The organism is Kosakonia sp. WA-90 (assembly GCF_039871955.1).
In the GTDB taxonomy this organism is placed as follows: Bacteria; Pseudomonadota; Gammaproteobacteria; order Enterobacterales; family Enterobacteriaceae; genus Kosakonia; species Kosakonia oryzendophytica.
In genome coordinates, this window is the sequence record NZ_JBDPLJ010000001.1 from 420844 (window position 1) to 437569 (window position 16726).

Consider the following 16726-nt stretch of genomic DNA (forward strand, 5'->3'; position numbering starts at 1 on the left):
TTTTACTTTACTGGCATTTCCCAGTTTGCATCATTACGTGAACAGGGTTTTGACATGCATAACCCCTGTCACCTGGAAAATGCAGCGCTTTTATCGTTGCGTCGATTTGAACAGTGTACTGCAGTAGGGACAGACAAGTTGGGACCCTTTCAGGACTCGACTGAAACTATGTTCAGACTCTTTTGCACAGTTTGGGCATGGGCATTTGACTAAGTGATTACGACGGGCTTGTGTGTTTTTACGTCCGGACATAGGCATTTCCTGATTTAATGGACAGTCACCATACACCTTTTAATCAAGTGGTGCTTGTTTTAATTTCCTTAAAATTACAAAAATGTAAAAAAGGGAAATTGCAAGACTTTTTTACCTGTCACATCGTCCCGTAAAATTTACTGCAAAAAATTATTCCCTGTACCGAAGCGGTGACATTATGGGAAAGACTAACAGAATCATGGTGGCATATGATAAGAGTCCTTGTTTTTTTTAATGTCGAACCCTGTAAGGTCGTGACCGTTCTGGAAGGTATATCCTCTATCAGGCAGGAATACCCAAACGGTGAAGAAACACATCTTCGGATTATGTCTGCAGGCTTTCCTTCATTGACCGGTGATCATAGTGTTGTTTACGTGGCTTCTGACAGGGAATTGACTTCACAGGAGATACTTGATGCTGCCAGGAAATATTTATAGCCTTTCATTAAGTTCTCTGTCTCACATTGCATTGCGCACTCTTGCTTACCTGATTCATCCGATACAAACAAAAAAATGCGTAAAAAACCTTTATTGCCTGCTAACAGCAGGCTTTTTTATTACAGACTCAAATTTTTATAAGAACTCACCCTGAGAAGAGAACATCATTCTTTGTGTGCTGACCAATTGCCGATTTTCTCCAATCCCCTTCATGCCTATTTTGCCTTTATGGTGACCCTGAAGGGAGACTCGCCCGGGTACAACGTACCGAAATGATCGTATTATTCAGCATTGTGTTCTCAATCTGTGTTCCCCGCGAATGAAATAAAGAATTGCCCCTTTCTGCGGTTCGATACAGGCATCCCTACCGAACGATCGGTAAATCGGGATAGTGTGTTGTATACCTGGGCGATAACATTTCACGTTTCATCGCCCAGCTTTGCTGGATCCCCTGCCCGGCAAACCATACTGTACCCCGGCCAGAATGATTAAGACGGTCAATGACCTGCATCAGCGCATGGCTATCGGGCCGGGGTGGGTATTCATCAAATAAATTGAGCTGCGCGACGCCCTGACTGAAAAAGTCGCTCAACATCACTCCCGCTTTCATATAGCGAAAACCCTCTTTCCAGATCGCCTGCAGCGCATGGGTGGCAACACGAACAATGTCGCGGGTATCGTTAGAGGGAACCGTCAGCCGCCCGCTGGATTGTGGGGCGTAGAACGTTTCATTTTGAGCATGCGGACTGGTGCGCATAAACACACTGACTGCACAGCAGAACTGCCTTTCTGCTCTCAGCTTTTCGGCCGCGCGTTCAGCATAAGCACACACCGCCTGATGCATATCACGGTACGCGGTAATGCGCTGGCCAAAGGAACGACTACAGATGATCTGCTGTTTGGAGGGGGCGAATTCATCAAATGCCAGGCAGGATTCACCACGAAGTTCACGGACGGTGCGCTCCAGCACCACGTTGAAGTGTTTACGCATAACCCATGTCGAGCTGTCGGCAAGTTGCAGCGCATTTTCGATGCCCATCAATCCCAGTTTTTTGCTGATACGCCGCCCTACTCCCCAGACTTCATGCACCGGCACCAGCGCGAGTAATTTACGCTGCCGATTCCGGGATGAGAGATCGACAACACCACCTGTCTGTTGCCAATTTTTGGCCGCAAAGTTGGCCAGTTTGGCGAGCGTTTTTGTGGGTGCAATACCGACACCCACCGTCAGCCCTGTATTTTTTAATACCCGTTCACGGATTTGGCGGCCAAACGTCTCAAGCGGCATACAGTTCGCGATACCGGACACATCAACAAACGCTTCATCAATGGAATAAAGTTCAACCGCGGGCACCATTTCTTCTAATGTCATCATCACGCGGTTGCTGAGGTCACCATACAGTGCGTAATTCGAACTAAAAACAGTCACCTGGTTGCGATGTAATTCGTCTTTAATTTTAAAGTAAGGTGCCGTCATGTTGATGCCCAGCGCCTTTGCCTCTACCGAGCGCGAAATGATGCATCCATCATTGTTTGACACAACAACAACGGGCTTTCCCCGAAGATCGGGCCGAAAAACCGTTTCGCAGGAGGCATAGAAGTTGTTTACATCAACAAGCGCGAACATATCTCTGTTTAACTCACAATAATACTGTATATATAAACAGTATTATCCTGTGGTATGAACAAATCAAGCACATCAAAAGATAGCGGAGCGATCATATTGAAATGTGAGAAAATTTAGCGGCTGCCAACATCGCTTAACGGCAACGCCACCTGGAGAGGCCAGAGTCAGACGCGGGTGCTAACGCATTTAATTAATGGCTGTGATAACAAAAAGCCAGTCGCGCTGACTGGCTTTGGGGCACTGTCTTAAATTATGCCAACCATCCCGTCGCGGCAAGGTAGTCCTTTGATTGCGAGTTCGTAAAATCAATCATTTTGCTCAGGATAATGACCGGGTCGGTGCCTTTTGCCTTCTCAGTATTGTAGATCTGCATCCGCTGTGCATCGATGTGCAAAGCGTTCTGGTAAAACTGACGCTTGTACTCATCGCCCACTTTTTCGCCCGTTGAGGCGAGTTTGATATCTTCCATCCTGTTGGTCTTGATCGACTCACTCAGGTCATAGCAGATATCGCTGCGGCTATACGCCATATCATGCGCAAGTCTCTCCGCATCCTGAGCATCTGCCCGTGCATAGCGTAAAATATCTTCCTGTACTGCCGTTCTCGATTGCGTCGCGGCATTGCTGCTGATAGACACTTGCGCCTTGTCTGCCGATGAAGCATTCACGGTTTCGGTCGCTTTTGTCATCAGACTTTTGAAATCCTGTTGCTGCTCTGTTTTCCTGCTAACGGTGTTCCATAGCGAGGCAGTACTTCCAATTCCTTGAATAGCCATTTTCTACTCCTTCAGTTAGTAAGCTCCCTCATTCTAATGATAACGATGCCCACTGATGCGATGAAAAACGGGTGGATTAACGTCCATTTATTGTTTGTAGTTATGACGAGTCTTTGCTGTTTCGGTGGTAACACGCATCAGAGAGAATAATGGCGGTGCATTAACCGGTATAGATCTGCCCGATATCTTCATGATCAACACAGATATTCGCCTACCCGAATGCGGTTACTGAATGGAGCAGGATTTCGGGCCCGGATCACGCGTACGACGATAAACTGTCTCTCCCTGCCCCCTGGATGGGATATATTGTCACTATGACTCTTTATCTCAGGTGGTATTAGCAATGGCTTTGATCCCCAAAAACTATTCACGGCTGGAAAGCGGTTACCGCGAAAAAGCACTCAAAATCTACCCATGGGTCTGCGGGCGCTGCTCACGGGAGTTTGTTTATTCAAATCTACGTGAATTAACGGTTCACCATATCGATCACGACCATACCAATAATCCGGAAGATGGCAGTAACTGGGAGTTGTTGTGCCTGTATTGCCATGACCACGAACATGCGAAGTACACTGAAGCCGAACAGTACGGTACCACCGTTGTGGCGGGGGAAGATGCGCAAAAAGAGGTGGGGACAGCGACCTATAATCCCTTTGCCGATTTAAAATCGATGCTGAATAAGAAGAAATAACGCCAGCAAATATTTCGCGTCGTTGTAACAGGTTCGGTTTTCCAGACTGCGGTAAATGGCCTTATCCCTTTAAACACCAGTGCCCTGATGACGGGTGACGCAACGGCGAGAAGCCGTATTCCGTTGCGCCAGAAGTTGTGCTCTCCCTCAACAAGAGAGCACTTTCAGGACAAGATGATTGTCAGAACGATTCCCAGTCAGCCCCATTGCCTGTCGATGCGACGGGTCGCAGATGACCTCTGTTTTTATACGCTGCTGAGTGATGTTTCTGTTTGTCGCTCTCTGAACCGAGCCTGAATACGGAAACGAGCTGCGCAAGCTGCTCGGCCTGTTGTTCAAGAGATGATGCCGCTGCCGATGACTCCTGAACCAGTGCCGCATTCTGCTGGGTGGTTGAATCCAGCTCGGTAACGGCTTTACCTATCTGATCGATACCCCTGCTCTGCTCTTCCGACGCCGAAGATATTTCATTCATGATGCCGCTCACATTCGTGACAGAGCTGACAATCTGTTCCATGGTGCTACCGGCCTTGTTAGCCATTTCTGAACCGGTTAACACACGTTGTACCGATTCTTTTATCAGTCCTTCAATCTCCTTGGCAGCATTTGCGCTGCGTTGAGCCAGCCCTCTGACTTCTCCGGCTACTACGGCAAACCCCCGCCCCTGTTCACCCGCTCGCGCAGCCTCAACCGCAGCGTTAAGCGCCAGAATATTGGTCTGGAAAGAGATGCCATTGATTACGCTGATGATTTCGGTAATTTTGTTTGAGCTTTCGGTAATGGTCTCCATGGTGCTGACGACGTCCCAAACAATTTTCCCACCGGAACGGGCATGCTCAGCAGCCACTACCGCGAGCTGGCTGGCTTCACGCGCGTTATCCGCATTACGTTTAACGGTTGAGGTCAGCTGTTCCATGCTGGCAGCGGTTTCCACAACGGCAGCAGACTGCTCTTCAGTGCGGGACGCCAGGTCAGTGTTGCCAGCGGAAATGTCCGATGACGCATTTGCCACATGGATGACCGACTCTTTGATCTGGCTAATCATTTCACGAAGTTTATCGTTCATCACGCCCATTGCGACCGTCAGGCGACCCAGTTCATCTTTTGACTGAGGCTCAATAACGGCGGTCAGATCGCCTTCAGCAATACGTTCTGCCAGCGTCAGATTATGTTTTATCTGGCGGGTCATCTGCCGTGTCAGCAGCCAGGCAACCAGTAATCCCGTCAGCACTGCGCAGAAAGCAACCAGCCCCATGATCATCATGACGCGTTCAATAATAGCGATGTTTTTTTGCGTCTGGCCTGTCACCAGATTTGCCGTAACGGTATTGATTCTTTCCGCCACGCCAGTCAGTTCTGTTGCGGCTTTCTGTGATGCTTTCTGTGCATTCGTATAGGCGTCTACATTCGCCTGCATTCTGTCAAGAAATGACTGCGCCATCGCTTTGTCTTCGGCTGCCAGGTTAAGTTTTTCTGAACGGAGCGACTTAAGCGCATCACCCAGTACGGTCGCAAAGGCATCGTACCCTCGCTTGCCATCGGACGACTGGATTTCATACACCGCTACCCAGAGTGCATTAAGGCGATTGAGCAATGCGAATTCATCTTTTGAGATGCTCTCTTGCTGCACAAAGCGGGAACTGAATGTATCAAGCAGGTTTTTCAACTCCGGTGATGTCAACGCCAGGGATTTCTCAACAGTCACTTTTTCGAGTTTAATGAAACCATCACGCGTGCTGGCATAAACAGGAATAGCGCTGCGCAACTCATCAAACAACACCCGCGCATCACTGTCCCAGGTAAAGGTCAGGCCGCTCTCCGCTTTTTGATCCATTTTTTCAATGGCGACTCTATTGGCCTGAAGTGCACTTTCATCGTGGTTTATTTGGTATGTCAGGCGATTACGTCGTGCCGTGTTGAGATCATCACTGATTTCGCTGATTAATTTTCCCTTTAATGCATGATCGCGGATCGTGTCCGACTGTTGAATACTGATAAGCGAAGATAACACGATGATAATGATTAATATTGCGAACCCGCCAAACAACTTGGCAGCAACAGGTAGGTTTTTAATAGAGGGTAAAAGCTGTGCCATAAAGGTATCCTCAGTAACATTTCTTTATTTTCGAAAATCAGTTTCATTTTCAATGCATAGCTAACCACAGATACCTGCTTTTATTTTTGGCAACATAGGGACAGCTATCATATTACTTATCGTCAATCATCAGGCATTCCTTAATGTAAATATGAAAAAATTCGATCCGCACAATTATTTCATATATCACATGGTGAAAATTACATTCCTACCGTGAGCAAGTCTGCATATTTATTAATGCTTATCGTGGTAATAATATGCAGATAAACAAATAGCCGAATGACAATACACACCTGAAGGCGTATCTGCATGCCAGTATGCACGGGACAAAGGAGAGAAGTGTCATGGTGTGCCCCCTGAAGTCTGCTGCGCGTTCTGAGGGCAAAACGTTTTCCGGTATTTTCGCGGGGGCAGTTGATATTTTTTGTGAAAAGCTCTGGTCAGTGATTGCTGGGAATCGAAACCGAATTTCATCGCGAGATTTATTAAAGGTTCATTGGATGTGATAAGTTCATCAGCAATCAATTGAAGTTTCCGATCTCTAATGTACTGACCCAGCTTTTGGCCCGTTTCGGCAAAAAATAGTCTTTGTAAGTGCCATTTTGAATACCCTGACTTGATGGCAACCGTATCAATTTTCATGGGTGACTCAATATTATCATTTATCCACATAAGCAAGCTATTTATAAACTCTTTTTTGTTTTTCATAGCGTTAATCTCAATGTCGTGCTGAGGAGTACGTGAGTGATCAGCGTTAATTCAGGTCACGCTTTCGATATATTTTCAGCAAGGGTGGAATTTACTCTTATGGCGTGACAGACACCGTCGCCGATAATCCTGCCACCAGCTCAACCCCCGCAGGTAAGGTATCAATGTGAATACGTACCGGGATGCGTTGCGCAAGTCGCACCCAATTAAATGTCGGTTCAACCTCGGGTAAACCAAGCCCGCCCGTCTCGTCATTATTGTCACCGATCCCATGCCCGATACTCTCAACATGCCCCGTCAGGGTGGGTTCAAATCCCATCAGCGCAATGTGGGCGCTATTTCCCACACGGATATGACGCAGTTTTGTCTCTTCAAAATACCCCACCACCCAGAAACTGTGGGCATCAACGATGGCGACTTTTGTCACCCCGGCGGTGGCATAGTCGCCCGGACGGAGTCTGAGATGGGTGATATAACCCGCTACCGGCGCCCGCACGATGGCATGGGATAAGTTAAGTTTCGCCAGTTCCAGCGCAGCCAGCGCACCATGATAATTTGCCGTTGCGATGTTTGCGGCGCTGTCTGTTTGCTGTAAATCCTCGCCGGAAATCACCCCTTTGATCCGGGTACGTCTTGTTGCCGCATCCTGACGCATGACCATCTCATGACGTTTCGCGTCAACATCAGCCTGTGCACTCGCCACCGCCAGTTTCAGCCAGTGTGGATCGATTGAATAGAGCACATCGCCTCGGTTAACCCATTGGTTATCGCTGACTGCCACATTGATGACCGGCCCGGAAACATCTGGCGCAATTTGCACCACATCAGCACGAACCCGGCCATCGCGGGTCCAGGGTGTCTGCGCATAATGTTTCCACAGCATAAAAGCCAGAAGAGTTGCCACCACGACCGCACTTAATGTCAGCGCATAACGACTCAATAGAGATAGAAAAGATTTCATGCTAATAACCCCAACGCATTCAGGCCCTGCAAGAGCAGAAAAAAAGTAACGATACAAACAGATAGCCCCGTCAGCGGGCGACAAGGTAAACAGCGGTAGAGCCGGCTGAAAGAGAAAAGAGGCACGAATAACAGGATGCAGACCAGGGTCACAAGCGCGATGACCAGCAGACCCGGGAAGTAGACCCCCCCGATGTTAATGTCATTAATCATGGGCTTGCCCCCTCTCCTGCTCTCCCAATGCGCAATGCAGATCAACCAGCCTGTCAACACTCTGGCGCGATTGCTCATGGGGTGTAGACAAAGAGGTATCAATCAGTGAAACGATACGCAGGCGCAAAGCGCAGTAGTCTGTCGTCCGGGTAAGCAAATGAAGCACCTCGTTAATCTCCCTGGCCATTTCACTCCCCGCCGGTAGAGCGCAGCGGCGTAAGTGCATGACAGAGAGGCCAATACGCAGAGCGTGCAACAGGTGATTAAGCACCTCTTCTGCTGATTGCTGGCTGCGTGACAGACGTGGCAGTAATAACGCAGTCCGGTCTATCATCAAATTGGTCCAGTGTGCTTCGTCTGGTGTAAATACGCCTTTCACACTGCGCCGGATATCGCGCCGACAGATATCCAGCAGGCGATTGATGGCCGCGTCTGCCGGCACCGTTTGCAGTAAACGCATACTGACCACCGCAAAGCCGGTTGCGGAAAAGAGCGCGATGGCGGTATTGACAGCCGCCGCGAAGTCGCCGCTGTAATGGGGACCTAACTCACACAGCACAGGCAAGGTCAGCGTGATCCCCATGGCCATAAAGGTGGTGGGTGGCCGAGCCTGGAGCGATCCGGCCAGCAAATATGCCGGTGCCAGCACCGCAACCAGCACAGGGAAATCGCTAACCTGCGGAAGAAAAACAAAGCTGTAGAGCAGGCTGATGGCCACGCCCCAGACGGAACCTATAATGTATTTCACAATATGCGGGGCTGGCGTATCGAAGCTGCCAAACAGTGTGCAGCAGACCCCAAGGATAGAAACGGCTGTACCGCCATCAGGCCAGGCCGAATAAATCCAGACCAGACAACCGCTCAGAATGATCGCAAAAGCGCCTAACGCAGCGCGTGCCGCAGTAAAGCTGTCACGATGAAAAACATACCCTTTTGCGCCCTTACCTTCCGGCTGCACCAACATGGGTTTCGCATGATGGATGGCATCGGAAAGCCGATCGCATTGCTGCAGAAGGGTCAAGGCTTCCGTAAGATAACGGACAACGCTCACCTGCAACACCGCTTCACGCGTCACGGCACAGGTCCCATGTCGTTCGGCTAACTGCTCACTTCGTTGTTTTAGCTCGCCAGCCATGATTTTTCGCTCCCCCTCATCGTCACAGCGAAGCCAGTGTTGAACATCGCTTAACAGGATCTGCACGTCGGTGGGCAGCGCCTTTGTCATCTGTAAGCGATCGCGTAATTCACAACTCACAATTAACAACCGCGCTAACCTGTCATGAATGGCTTTTCTGGCCTGCCGGACCGGAACAGCGAGGGCAAAATCATAGGGAATGTGGTGGCTTATGCCTTGCAAGGACTGCAAGGCCAGTGCCAGGCGCAGGCTCCCTGCATTCCCATCGGATTGACCGGCCAGTGCGCCGGCAAGTATCTGCCGTGCTGAGCGAAGCGTCTCCGATAACGTGCTGTTGAACAGCCCGGACAGCCGTTTTGGTAACACATACCGGTGAATAAGCGCGGCACAGAAGATACCAATAACGATCTCCTGCACACGGGTGATGGCAGTATCAAATATTGCGCCGGGCTCCAGGACAGCAGGAAAACCAATCAGACTCGCGGTGTAACCTGCTAAAACAAAGGCATAAGCGCGGGGGGTGCGTTCCAGCAGCGACAAGTAAAGGCAGAAAGTGATCCAGCCGCTCAGCATCACACTGCAAAAGATCGGCATCGTCACAAAAGTGGGCACCAGTAAAACGGTGGCCCCGGCGCCGATTATCGTTCCGGCCAGACGATAAAGGCTTCTGCTCAGTGAAGCGCCAACCGAGGTTTGCGAAACGATATAGACGGTAATGATTGCCCAGGATGGTTTTTCAAGGCCTATCGATAAGGCGATGTAATAGGCCAGCATCGCTGCGGCAAAGCTCTTGATGGAGTACAGCAAGGCATTTGCATCGTTCAGCAGAACGGATGAGGTCAGTGCCTGGCCCACCCGACGAAACGCGTCGCCGGTAGCCCGCAAAGAACGAGAGTGAATAACATTGATTTTGTTCATGCCGGGGATTATTACCGGCTTGCGTCCGCCATTAAATACTCTATTCTGTCAAAAAATACCTAAATGTTGCCAATCACATGACATCCACATTCGCGACGACGTTGTTTGATCCTGACTCCACCTCGTGCCCGGCGGTTGCGCGCCATCTTGACTTCGTTGATTACGAAGCAGAAGTGCCGGTTCATACCCACCGCAAGGGGCAGTTGATCATTGCGCTGTATGGTGCCGTTATCTGTCGCGCGGAAAACGATATATGGATAGTGCCACCTCACTGCGCCGTTTGGATCCCCGGCGGCATCCCTCATAGCGCTAAGGCGACCTGGAACGCGCATCTCAATTATTTATTCATTGAACCCGGCGCCGCAGCACTCCCGGAAAAATGTTGCACACTGGCCATTTCTCCGCTGATTAACGCGTTAGTTGACCGTTTAACTCACGAGCGAGTGGATTACCCACCAGAGAGCCATGCTGCACGGCTCACCCGGGTGACGCTCGACGAATTGGCCACGATGCCACAGCAGAAATTGAGTTTGCCTGTCTCCGGGAATCCTAAAATACGCACCATGGCCGATGCACTGGTCGGTCATCCGGCGGATCGCAGTACGTTTAAAGAATGGGCGAAACGGCTGGCGCTCAGTGAACGCTCTCTGGCGCGATTGATGCTGCGCGAAACGGGGCTGACCTTTGGACGATGGCGCCAGCAACTTCATTTGATCATTGCGCTTCAGGAGTTAGCCAGCGGCGTAACGGTACAAAACGTGGCGGCTAAACTGGGGTATGAGTCCGTTAATGCGTTCATTACCATGTTCAGGAAAACGATGGGCAGTACGCCCGCGCACTATTTTTCCGAACGGAAAACAGGCGCACGCCAGGGGGATACGCCATGATCTTTTCTGGCGCGGCGTGGGCAGCAAAAATGCACCCGGACGCCGCGTTGAGTAAAACACAGGCGGCGACTATTTATGGGCGAGTTATCGCCAGCCGGGAGCGGGCGTGCATCAACAACCGCGAACGGGTCTGTTTGCTTTTAAAGTAAAGGTGACCACGCCGAAGAGTTGCAGCTCTTCCTCAGACTGGAAAGTGATAGGGGCATAATTGGCGTTATGCGGCATGAGCTGGAGCGATGGCCGGGTCCGTAACTCTTTTACCGTAAATTCACCCGCGACGGCTGCCACAACGATGTCGCCATGCACGGGAGTCAACGATCGATCGACAACCAACAAATCACCATCGCTGATCCCTGCACCAATCATCGAATCACCACTGACGCGAACAAAGTAAGTAGCACTGGGATGTTTAACGACCAGTTTGTTCAGATCCAGACTCTGTTCAACATAGTCTTGCGCCGGGCTGGGGAAACCGCACGGAACGCGTTCTAAAAATAAAGGGACGTCAATACGCTTTTCTTGTTTATAGGCATAAAGGATGGTCATGATTACCACCTCATAATACTGTGTTTACATACAGTATTATGGAAGGAATGACGGGGTCAAGTCACATGTAACAGCGCAGCGTGAAGTGACTGAAGTCGCAAGGAATTTAACGTGTCCTGTTTCGTGGGAAGGCAGGTGATGTCCAACGGCAGTCGGACACCTGTACCTTATCAGCCCATATCTGGCGGGATAAGGCCATTTGCCTTCCTGCAGAAACGATGATGAAGGCGGATCATCGGGCAGGCCGTAAGCAGTGCATAACAGGATCCAATATTGTCATCCTACAGTCTCGTTTATTTAAAAACAGCCCACGCTCACCTCATGGATATTATTACAGTAACAGCATCAGAATATGTCGTATCAACCCTGCGAAGAAAATGAGAAATATTATTATGGCATCCGCGCGTAGCCTGGATATTGTCTTCAGGCAAGATCCGCATTATCAAAAATCTGTAGTCAGTGTGCGGATTTTTCAGGCGGGAAGTAGCACAAGTTAATTTATTTTACGAGCTTTTCTGTCATAAAATATCAGGCCATTGATGCGCTGCAAAATACGCTGGATAAGAAAAGCCACACCGTAACGCGTACGCCGGTTAGCGCCAGGCCAGACGATGAAGCGCTCCCTGCACTCCCGTCCGGCACAACCGGCTGAAGGCCCGGTCTGGCTGTGGCATCAACGACCCCGTTTAGCGTGACGCTCCCAGGTATCGCGTTTTGCCTGTTCAGACTTACGTAACGCCACATAACACGCGCCACTGCCGCCATGGTGCGGCAACGCCGTACAGAATGCCTGCACGTCGTCAAACTCCGTCAGCCAGCGCGCAACGTAGCTGCGCACAATATTCGGGTGCGAATTATTTTCACGACCTTTCCCATGGATAATCAACACATTACGCAAGCCATCTTGCCGCGCCTGATGCATAAAGCGAAACAGCATCTGGCGGCACTGCTCAACGGGCTGCCGCAGGAGGTTGAGGCTTGCCTGCTGACTATATTTACCCAAACGCAGCTTATCCACCACGCCGGTTTGCAGGCCTTCACGCCTGAATTCCAGCGGCGCTGACAGGGGAATGATGTCGAGGAACCCGGTGGTTAAAAAGTTGTCCAGTTGCAGCGTATCGACACGCTGCGGCGCACGTGCATTGCGGCTCGGTTGCCAGTGAATATCGGCGCAGCGCTTCAGGGGCTGGACATCCTCCATGGCGTCAAGAAACAGCGATTTGTCGTCAGGGTTCATGAGCGGTCCTCCGATGGCTTCAGAACAGGTACTATAACGAGCGTGGCGTACGCTCACAATGCCCGGAGAGGATTTATGGCGCATGGGCCCGTGCTTATAAATAGACGCTGTTTGCGGCAGCGCCAAAGACATTAATAACTGTAATGTTATTAGCGTTCCTTAACTTATATCGCGTGTTGGGGTTATATCGATTTTAGTTAAATTAACGTGAAATTAATCACCAATTAATAGTGGAAAGATAATGAAGGGCAGCTATAACTATATTTAAGATGCAGGGATGAACTTGCATAAAATAACGAAAGGAAGCGCTGCTGTGTGTACTGTAGAGCCTGACGGATGTCGGCAGGCTCTATTTTTTTATTATTTCAGGAATAATAAAATATATCATCTATAATTCAATGCAAATCGATTTGTTATTATCCACGCTTAATATTAGCCATCTATAAATAGACGCCCTTTCGGGGTATGGTTAGCCCGAGCCGGGCATGGTAGATTGACGCCCGTTTGCCATAGTTCAAGGATGCCTGATGCTCACACTACTCGAAGATAAAATCGCCACTCCGCTGGGCCCACTGTGGGTAATCTGCGATGAAGCCTTTCATTTACGTGCTGTCGAGTGGGAAGAACACAGCGATCGCATGGTGGAGTTGTTGAATATTCATTATCGACGCGATGGCTATCAGCGTATCGCAGCCGATAATCCGGGCGGGTTAAGCCGGAAACTGCAGGATTATTTCGACGGCGATCTGTCGATCATCGACACGCTCCCCACCGCAACGGCCGGTACGCCTTTTCAGCGTGACGTCTGGCAGGCGCTGCGTACAATCCCCTGCGGTCAGGTGATACATTACGGCCAACTGGCGGAAACGCTGGGGCGCGCAGGTGCGGCGCGTGCGGTAGGCGCGGCGAATGGCGCAAACCCGGTCAGCATCGTAGTACCCTGCCACCGTGTGATTGGTCGGAACGGCACGTTGACCGGTTATGCGGGCGGTGTGCAGCGCAAAGAGTGGTTGCTCCGGCATGAAGGCTATCTGCTATTGTAAGAAAAGACGCATATTTAGTGCCCTTTTCCCCGAATGTTGTGGTAAAAACCTTGGCGAAGTGATGAAATATCAAGGAGATGATATCCGGTCATCTCTTCTCATTTCTCTCCCCCGTTTCAATAATCGTGAATTGACGTTTTGCCAGGCTTACGTGCTCAATAAAAAGATGTTAAAATTGACCAATATCAATTACGGCGTTGAGCAGACCTATGATCCCGGAAAAGCGAATTATACGACGCATACAGTCTGGCGGATGTGCAATACATTGTCAGGATTGCAGCATTAGCCAGCTTTGCATCCCGTTTACCCTCAATGAACACGAGCTGGATCAGCTCGATAACATCATTGAGCGTAAGAAGCCCATCCAGAAAGGTCAGACGCTGTTTAAAGCAGGGGATGAGCTGAAATCACTGTACGCTATCCGCTCCGGTACGATTAAAAGCTATACCATTACCGAGCAGGGTGACGAACAGATCACCGGTTTCCATCTGGCGGGCGATCTGGTCGGTTTTGATGCGATTGGCACTGGCCATCACCCCAGCTTCGCGCAAGCACTGGAAACATCCATGGTTTGCGAAATCCCCTTTGAAACGCTCGACGATCTGTCCGGCAAGATGCCCAACCTGCGTCAGCAGATGATGCGTCTGATGAGCGGCGAAATCAAAGGCGACCAGGATATGATCCTGTTGTTGTCGAAAAAGAATGCAGAAGAGCGTCTGGCAGCGTTTATTTATAACCTGTCCCGCCGTTTCGCTCAGCGTGGTTTCTCGCCGCGCGAGTTCCGTTTGACCATGACCCGCGGTGACATTGGTAACTATCTGGGTCTGACCGTTGAGACCATCAGTCGTCTGCTGGGCCGCTTCCAGAAGAGCGGCATGCTCGCGGTAAAAGGCAAATATATTACGATCGAAAACAGCGATATACTGGCTCAACTGGCCGGTCATTCCCGTAACGTTGCCTGAGTTTTACCCCTTCTCTTTTAGACCTTCGCCAGCGCATTAAATTTTTCTGATTTATTGATCTGGCTGAAGGTTTTCCCTGTTTCATTCAGCGCTAATGGGTTATCTTTTATTTACAGACTGTGGTGACAGATGTAAGGAGACCCTGTATGGCTAAATATCAGAATATGTTGGTCGCCATCGATCCTAATCAGGACGATCAGCCAGCATTACGACGTGCTGTGTATTTGCATCAACGGATTGGTGGCAGAATCAAAGCATTTTTGCCCATCTATGACTTCTCTTACGAGATGACCACCCTTCTGTCCCCTGATGAGCGTACAGCAATGCGCCAGGGCGTGATCAGCCAGCGTACCGCCTGGATCCGCGAGCAGGCGAAATATTACATTGATGCTGGTGTGCCGATTGAGATTAAAGTGGTCTGGCATAACCGTCCTTTCGAAGCCATCATTCAGGAAGTGCTGGCAGGCGGTCACGATCTGTTGCTGAAAATGACCCACCAGCACGACAAACTGGAGTCGGTGATTTTCACCCCGACCGACTGGCATCTGCTGCGTAAATGCCCTTGCCCGGTGTGGATGGTTAAAGATCAGCCATGGCCGGAAGGCGGTAAAGCCGTTGTCGCCGTCAATCTGGCCAGCGAAGAGCTTTACCACAACTCACTTAATGAAAAACTGGTTAAAGAGACGCTGCAACTGGCCGAACAGGTTAACCATACCGAGGTGCATCTGGTTGGTGCCTATCCGGTTACGCCAATCAATATTGCTATCGAATTACCGGAATTCGATCCCAGCGTCTATAACGACGCGATCCGCGGTCAACACCTGCTGGCGATGAAAGCGTTGCGGCAGAAATTTGGCATCGATGAAAAACTGACACACGTTGAGAAAGGCTTACCGGAAGAGGTGATCCCGGACCTGGCCGAACACCTGCAAGCCGGTATTGTGGTACTCGGTACCGTCGGGCGCACCGGGATTTCTGCAGCTTTTCTGGGGAATACCGCTGAGCAGGTTATCGATCATCTGCGCTGCGACTTACTGGTGATCAAGCCGGATGAATATCAATCGCCGGTAGAACTTGATGACGATGAAGATGACTAACGCATGAAGCCAGAAACCCGCGAAAGCGGGTTTCTTTTTATGCCCTTGTGTTTGCCGGAGCCCATTCACCTTCGACGGCCAGCCCGCCCCTGAGCTGAACATTCGGCAACGCCAGCTCTATTCCCTGCTCCGCCAGCTTCTCCATAATGCGTATATTGATCTCCTGCTGAATATCCATGTATTTGTTGTAATCAGCGGTACTGACAATATGCACCACTTCAACGTTGAGCCTGTCGGAGCCAAAACCCTGGAAATGCGCCCGGTCAAAACGTGTTTCCCCCACCTCGGTGATGATGGTGCGGATCAACTCTCCGACCTTACGCAGCTTATCTGGCGGCGTCGTTAACGCCAGCCCAAATGTAAAGACGATACGGCGCGTTTGCATGCGTTTGTAGTTATGCAAGGTTTGTTGCAACAGGATGGCATTCCCACAGACAATCTGCTCGCCGCTCAGGCTGCGAATACGCGTGGTTTTAAGCCCAATGTGTTCGATAGTTCCGGCGACATCATTGAAGACCACAAAATCGCCTATTTCGAAGGGCTTATCGAAACCGATAGAGAGTGACGCGAACACATCGCTAAGGATGGTTTGCACCGCCAGCGCAATGGCGATACCGCCCACGCCCAGACTGGCGACCAGGGCGGTAATATTGACACCGACGTTGGCCAGAATCGACAGCAGCATGATCGTCCAGAGCATCATGCGCAACAGCAGGCCAGCAATTACCATGGTCACTGGATTACGGCTCGCACCGGGGGTGTACATCAGATGACGCATCCATGAAACAACACCTTGATCAAACCAAAGTGCCATCTGGATCGCCAGTACCAGGAACCAGGCATGCCCGAGCGTGCTGAACAGGCGGTCAGGAAGCTCGACAAAACGTAAACTGAACAGCAGAGCCGCAATAAAAAGCAGGAACCGGCTGGTTCGACCGATCATGTCCACCAGGACATGCTGCATTTTTCCAACACCGTTCTGCCTCTGCCCCCAGTTTTGGGCACCTTTAAGTAAGACAGCCAATAAGCGTTTAAACAACCAGTAAATGAGACAGGTCACCACAACTACCGTGGCAAGACCGAACCAGAATGATGGCTGCATCAGCATCGATATAAAGTCAAAGCGTGACAAAAACGCCATTC

Annotated in this window: 17 protein-coding genes; 6 read left to right on the forward strand and 11 right to left on the reverse strand. The window is 50.2% G+C overall.

Annotated features, from left to right (window positions below):
- Positions 1–90: 90 nt before the first annotated feature.
- The gene (locus tag ABGA49_RS01840; protein WP_333780511.1) at positions 91–258 is read right to left on the reverse strand and encodes a YnfU family zinc-binding protein; all 168 of its coding nucleotides are present in this window, start codon (positions 256–258) and stop codon (positions 91–93) included.
- 203 nt (positions 259–461) lie between these two features.
- On the opposite strand from ABGA49_RS01840, the gene ABGA49_RS01845 reads away from it, so the two are divergent.
- A complete protein-coding gene (locus tag ABGA49_RS01845) occupies positions 462–689 on the forward strand; it encodes a hypothetical protein (RefSeq protein ID WP_071890010.1) in 228 nt (75 codons plus the stop codon).
- Between the two features lie 364 nt (positions 690–1053).
- Here the strand turns inward: ABGA49_RS01845 and umuC are convergent, their stop codons facing one another.
- Together umuC and ABGA49_RS01855 are read right to left on the reverse strand one after the other, a co-directional pair.
- The gene (gene umuC / locus ABGA49_RS01850; RefSeq protein WP_061495476.1) at positions 1054–2316 is read right to left on the reverse strand and encodes a translesion error-prone DNA polymerase V subunit UmuC; all 1263 of its coding nucleotides are present in this window, start codon (positions 2314–2316) and stop codon (positions 1054–1056) included.
- 250 nt (positions 2317–2566) lie between these two features.
- Positions 2567–3091 carry a hypothetical protein gene (locus ABGA49_RS01855; RefSeq protein WP_061495473.1) on the reverse strand — a complete coding sequence of 175 codons (525 nt, stop codon included), beginning with the start codon at positions 3089–3091 and terminating at the stop codon, positions 2567–2569.
- A 343-nt stretch (positions 3092–3434) separates the two neighbouring features.
- On the opposite strand from ABGA49_RS01855, the gene yajD reads away from it, so the two are divergent.
- Complete coding sequence (yajD, locus tag ABGA49_RS01860; protein WP_061495470.1) at positions 3435–3782, forward strand: HNH nuclease YajD; 348 nt, start codon at positions 3435–3437, stop codon at positions 3780–3782.
- A 181-nt stretch (positions 3783–3963) separates the two neighbouring features.
- On the opposite strand, the gene ABGA49_RS01865 is transcribed toward yajD, so the two are convergent.
- The 5 genes from ABGA49_RS01865 to ABGA49_RS01885 all read right to left on the reverse strand — a co-directional run bounded on the left by ABGA49_RS01865 (position 3964) and on the right by ABGA49_RS01885 (position 9811).
- On the reverse strand, positions 3964–5877 hold the full coding sequence (locus ABGA49_RS01865) for a methyl-accepting chemotaxis protein (protein WP_347665054.1): 1914 nt from the start codon (positions 5875–5877) through the stop codon (positions 3964–3966).
- A gap of 342 nt (positions 5878–6219) precedes the next feature.
- Positions 6220–6585: a helix-turn-helix domain-containing protein gene (locus tag ABGA49_RS01870; protein WP_061495465.1), complete on the reverse strand. Its 366-nt coding sequence runs from the start codon at positions 6583–6585 to the stop codon at positions 6220–6222.
- A gap of 97 nt (positions 6586–6682) precedes the next feature.
- Positions 6683–7546, reverse strand: coding sequence for an HlyD family secretion protein (locus ABGA49_RS01875; protein ID WP_347665055.1), 864 nt, complete (start codon positions 7544–7546; stop codon positions 6683–6685).
- A complete protein-coding gene (locus ABGA49_RS01880; RefSeq protein ID WP_347665056.1) occupies positions 7543–7758 on the reverse strand; it encodes a DUF1656 domain-containing protein in 216 nt (71 codons plus the stop codon). The genes ABGA49_RS01875 and ABGA49_RS01880 overlap by 4 nt, the downstream gene beginning before the upstream one ends.
- A complete protein-coding gene (locus ABGA49_RS01885) occupies positions 7751–9811 on the reverse strand; it encodes an FUSC family protein (RefSeq protein WP_347665057.1) in 2061 nt (686 codons plus the stop codon). Before ABGA49_RS01885 ends, ABGA49_RS01880 begins: the two co-directional genes overlap by 8 nt.
- A 77-nt stretch (positions 9812–9888) precedes the next feature.
- Here ABGA49_RS01885 and ABGA49_RS01890 point away from each other — a divergent pair, with 77 nt between their 5' ends.
- Positions 9889–10698, forward strand: a complete 810-nt coding sequence (locus ABGA49_RS01890) for a helix-turn-helix transcriptional regulator (RefSeq protein ID WP_061495451.1) — start codon at positions 9889–9891, stop codon at positions 10696–10698.
- 111 nt (positions 10699–10809) lie between these two features.
- On the opposite strand, the gene umuD is transcribed toward ABGA49_RS01890, so the two are convergent.
- On the reverse strand, positions 10810–11244 hold the full coding sequence (umuD, locus tag ABGA49_RS01895) for a translesion error-prone DNA polymerase V autoproteolytic subunit (RefSeq protein ID WP_061495448.1): 435 nt from the start codon (positions 11242–11244) through the stop codon (positions 10810–10812).
- Between the two features lie 673 nt (positions 11245–11917).
- Positions 11918–12481: a DNA endonuclease SmrA gene (gene smrA, locus ABGA49_RS01900; RefSeq protein WP_061500005.1), complete on the reverse strand. Its 564-nt coding sequence runs from the start codon at positions 12479–12481 to the stop codon at positions 11918–11920.
- Between the two features lie 527 nt (positions 12482–13008).
- Between smrA and ogt the strand changes: the two genes are divergently transcribed.
- The 3 genes from ogt to uspE all read left to right on the forward strand — a co-directional run bounded on the left by ogt (position 13009) and on the right by uspE (position 15583).
- Positions 13009–13524 (forward strand): methylated-DNA--[protein]-cysteine S-methyltransferase, encoded by a 516-nt coding sequence (gene ogt / locus ABGA49_RS01905; RefSeq protein WP_347665058.1) that lies wholly within the window; start codon positions 13009–13011, stop codon positions 13522–13524.
- Positions 13525–13733: 209 nt separating this feature from the next.
- On the forward strand, positions 13734–14486 hold the full coding sequence (fnr, locus tag ABGA49_RS01910; RefSeq protein WP_061495443.1) for a fumarate/nitrate reduction transcriptional regulator Fnr: 753 nt from the start codon (positions 13734–13736) through the stop codon (positions 14484–14486).
- Positions 14487–14632: 146 nt separating this feature from the next.
- Entirely contained in the window at positions 14633–15583 is a 951-nt protein-coding gene (uspE, locus tag ABGA49_RS01915) for a universal stress protein UspE (protein ID WP_061495440.1), read from the forward strand.
- Positions 15584–15620: 37 nt separating this feature from the next.
- On the opposite strand, the gene ABGA49_RS01920 is transcribed toward uspE, so the two are convergent.
- Positions 15621–16724, reverse strand: coding sequence for a mechanosensitive ion channel family protein (locus tag ABGA49_RS01920; protein WP_061495438.1), 1104 nt, complete (start codon positions 16722–16724; stop codon positions 15621–15623).
- Positions 16725–16726: the final 2 nt, after the last annotated feature.

Bases quoted from the DNA above. Each gene is read 5' to 3' on its own strand.
- ABGA49_RS01840 (WP_333780511.1), bottom strand. From the start codon at position 258: ATGCCTATGTCCGGACGTAAAAACACACAAGCCCGTCGTAATCACTTA.
- ABGA49_RS01845 (WP_071890010.1), top strand. From the start codon at position 462: ATGATAAGAGTCCTTGTTTTTTTTAATGTCGAACCCTGTAAGGTCGTG.
- umuC (WP_061495476.1), bottom strand. From the start codon at position 2,316: ATGTTCGCGCTTGTTGATGTAAACAACTTCTATGCCTCCTGCGAAACG.
- ABGA49_RS01855 (WP_061495473.1), bottom strand. From the start codon at position 3,091: ATGGCTATTCAAGGAATTGGAAGTACTGCCTCGCTATGGAACACCGTT.
- yajD (WP_061495470.1), top strand. From the start codon at position 3,435: ATGGCTTTGATCCCCAAAAACTATTCACGGCTGGAAAGCGGTTACCGC.
- ABGA49_RS01865 (WP_347665054.1), bottom strand. From the start codon at position 5,877: ATGGCACAGCTTTTACCCTCTATTAAAAACCTACCTGTTGCTGCCAAG.
- ABGA49_RS01870 (WP_061495465.1), bottom strand. From the start codon at position 6,585: ATGAAAAACAAAAAAGAGTTTATAAATAGCTTGCTTATGTGGATAAAT.
- ABGA49_RS01875 (WP_347665055.1), bottom strand. From the start codon at position 7,546: ATGAAATCTTTTCTATCTCTATTGAGTCGTTATGCGCTGACATTAAGT.
- ABGA49_RS01880 (WP_347665056.1), bottom strand. From the start codon at position 7,758: ATGATTAATGACATTAACATCGGGGGGGTCTACTTCCCGGGTCTGCTG.
- ABGA49_RS01885 (WP_347665057.1), bottom strand. From the start codon at position 9,811: ATGAACAAAATCAATGTTATTCACTCTCGTTCTTTGCGGGCTACCGGC.
- ABGA49_RS01890 (WP_061495451.1), top strand. From the start codon at position 9,889: ATGACATCCACATTCGCGACGACGTTGTTTGATCCTGACTCCACCTCG.
- umuD (WP_061495448.1), bottom strand. From the start codon at position 11,244: ATGACCATCCTTTATGCCTATAAACAAGAAAAGCGTATTGACGTCCCT.
- smrA (WP_061500005.1), bottom strand. From the start codon at position 12,481: ATGAACCCTGACGACAAATCGCTGTTTCTTGACGCCATGGAGGATGTC.
- ogt (WP_347665058.1), top strand. From the start codon at position 13,009: ATGCTCACACTACTCGAAGATAAAATCGCCACTCCGCTGGGCCCACTG.
- fnr (WP_061495443.1), top strand. From the start codon at position 13,734: ATGATCCCGGAAAAGCGAATTATACGACGCATACAGTCTGGCGGATGT.
- uspE (WP_061495440.1), top strand. From the start codon at position 14,633: ATGGCTAAATATCAGAATATGTTGGTCGCCATCGATCCTAATCAGGAC.
- ABGA49_RS01920 (WP_061495438.1), bottom strand. From the start codon at position 16,724: ATGGCGTTTTTGTCACGCTTTGACTTTATATCGATGCTGATGCAGCCA.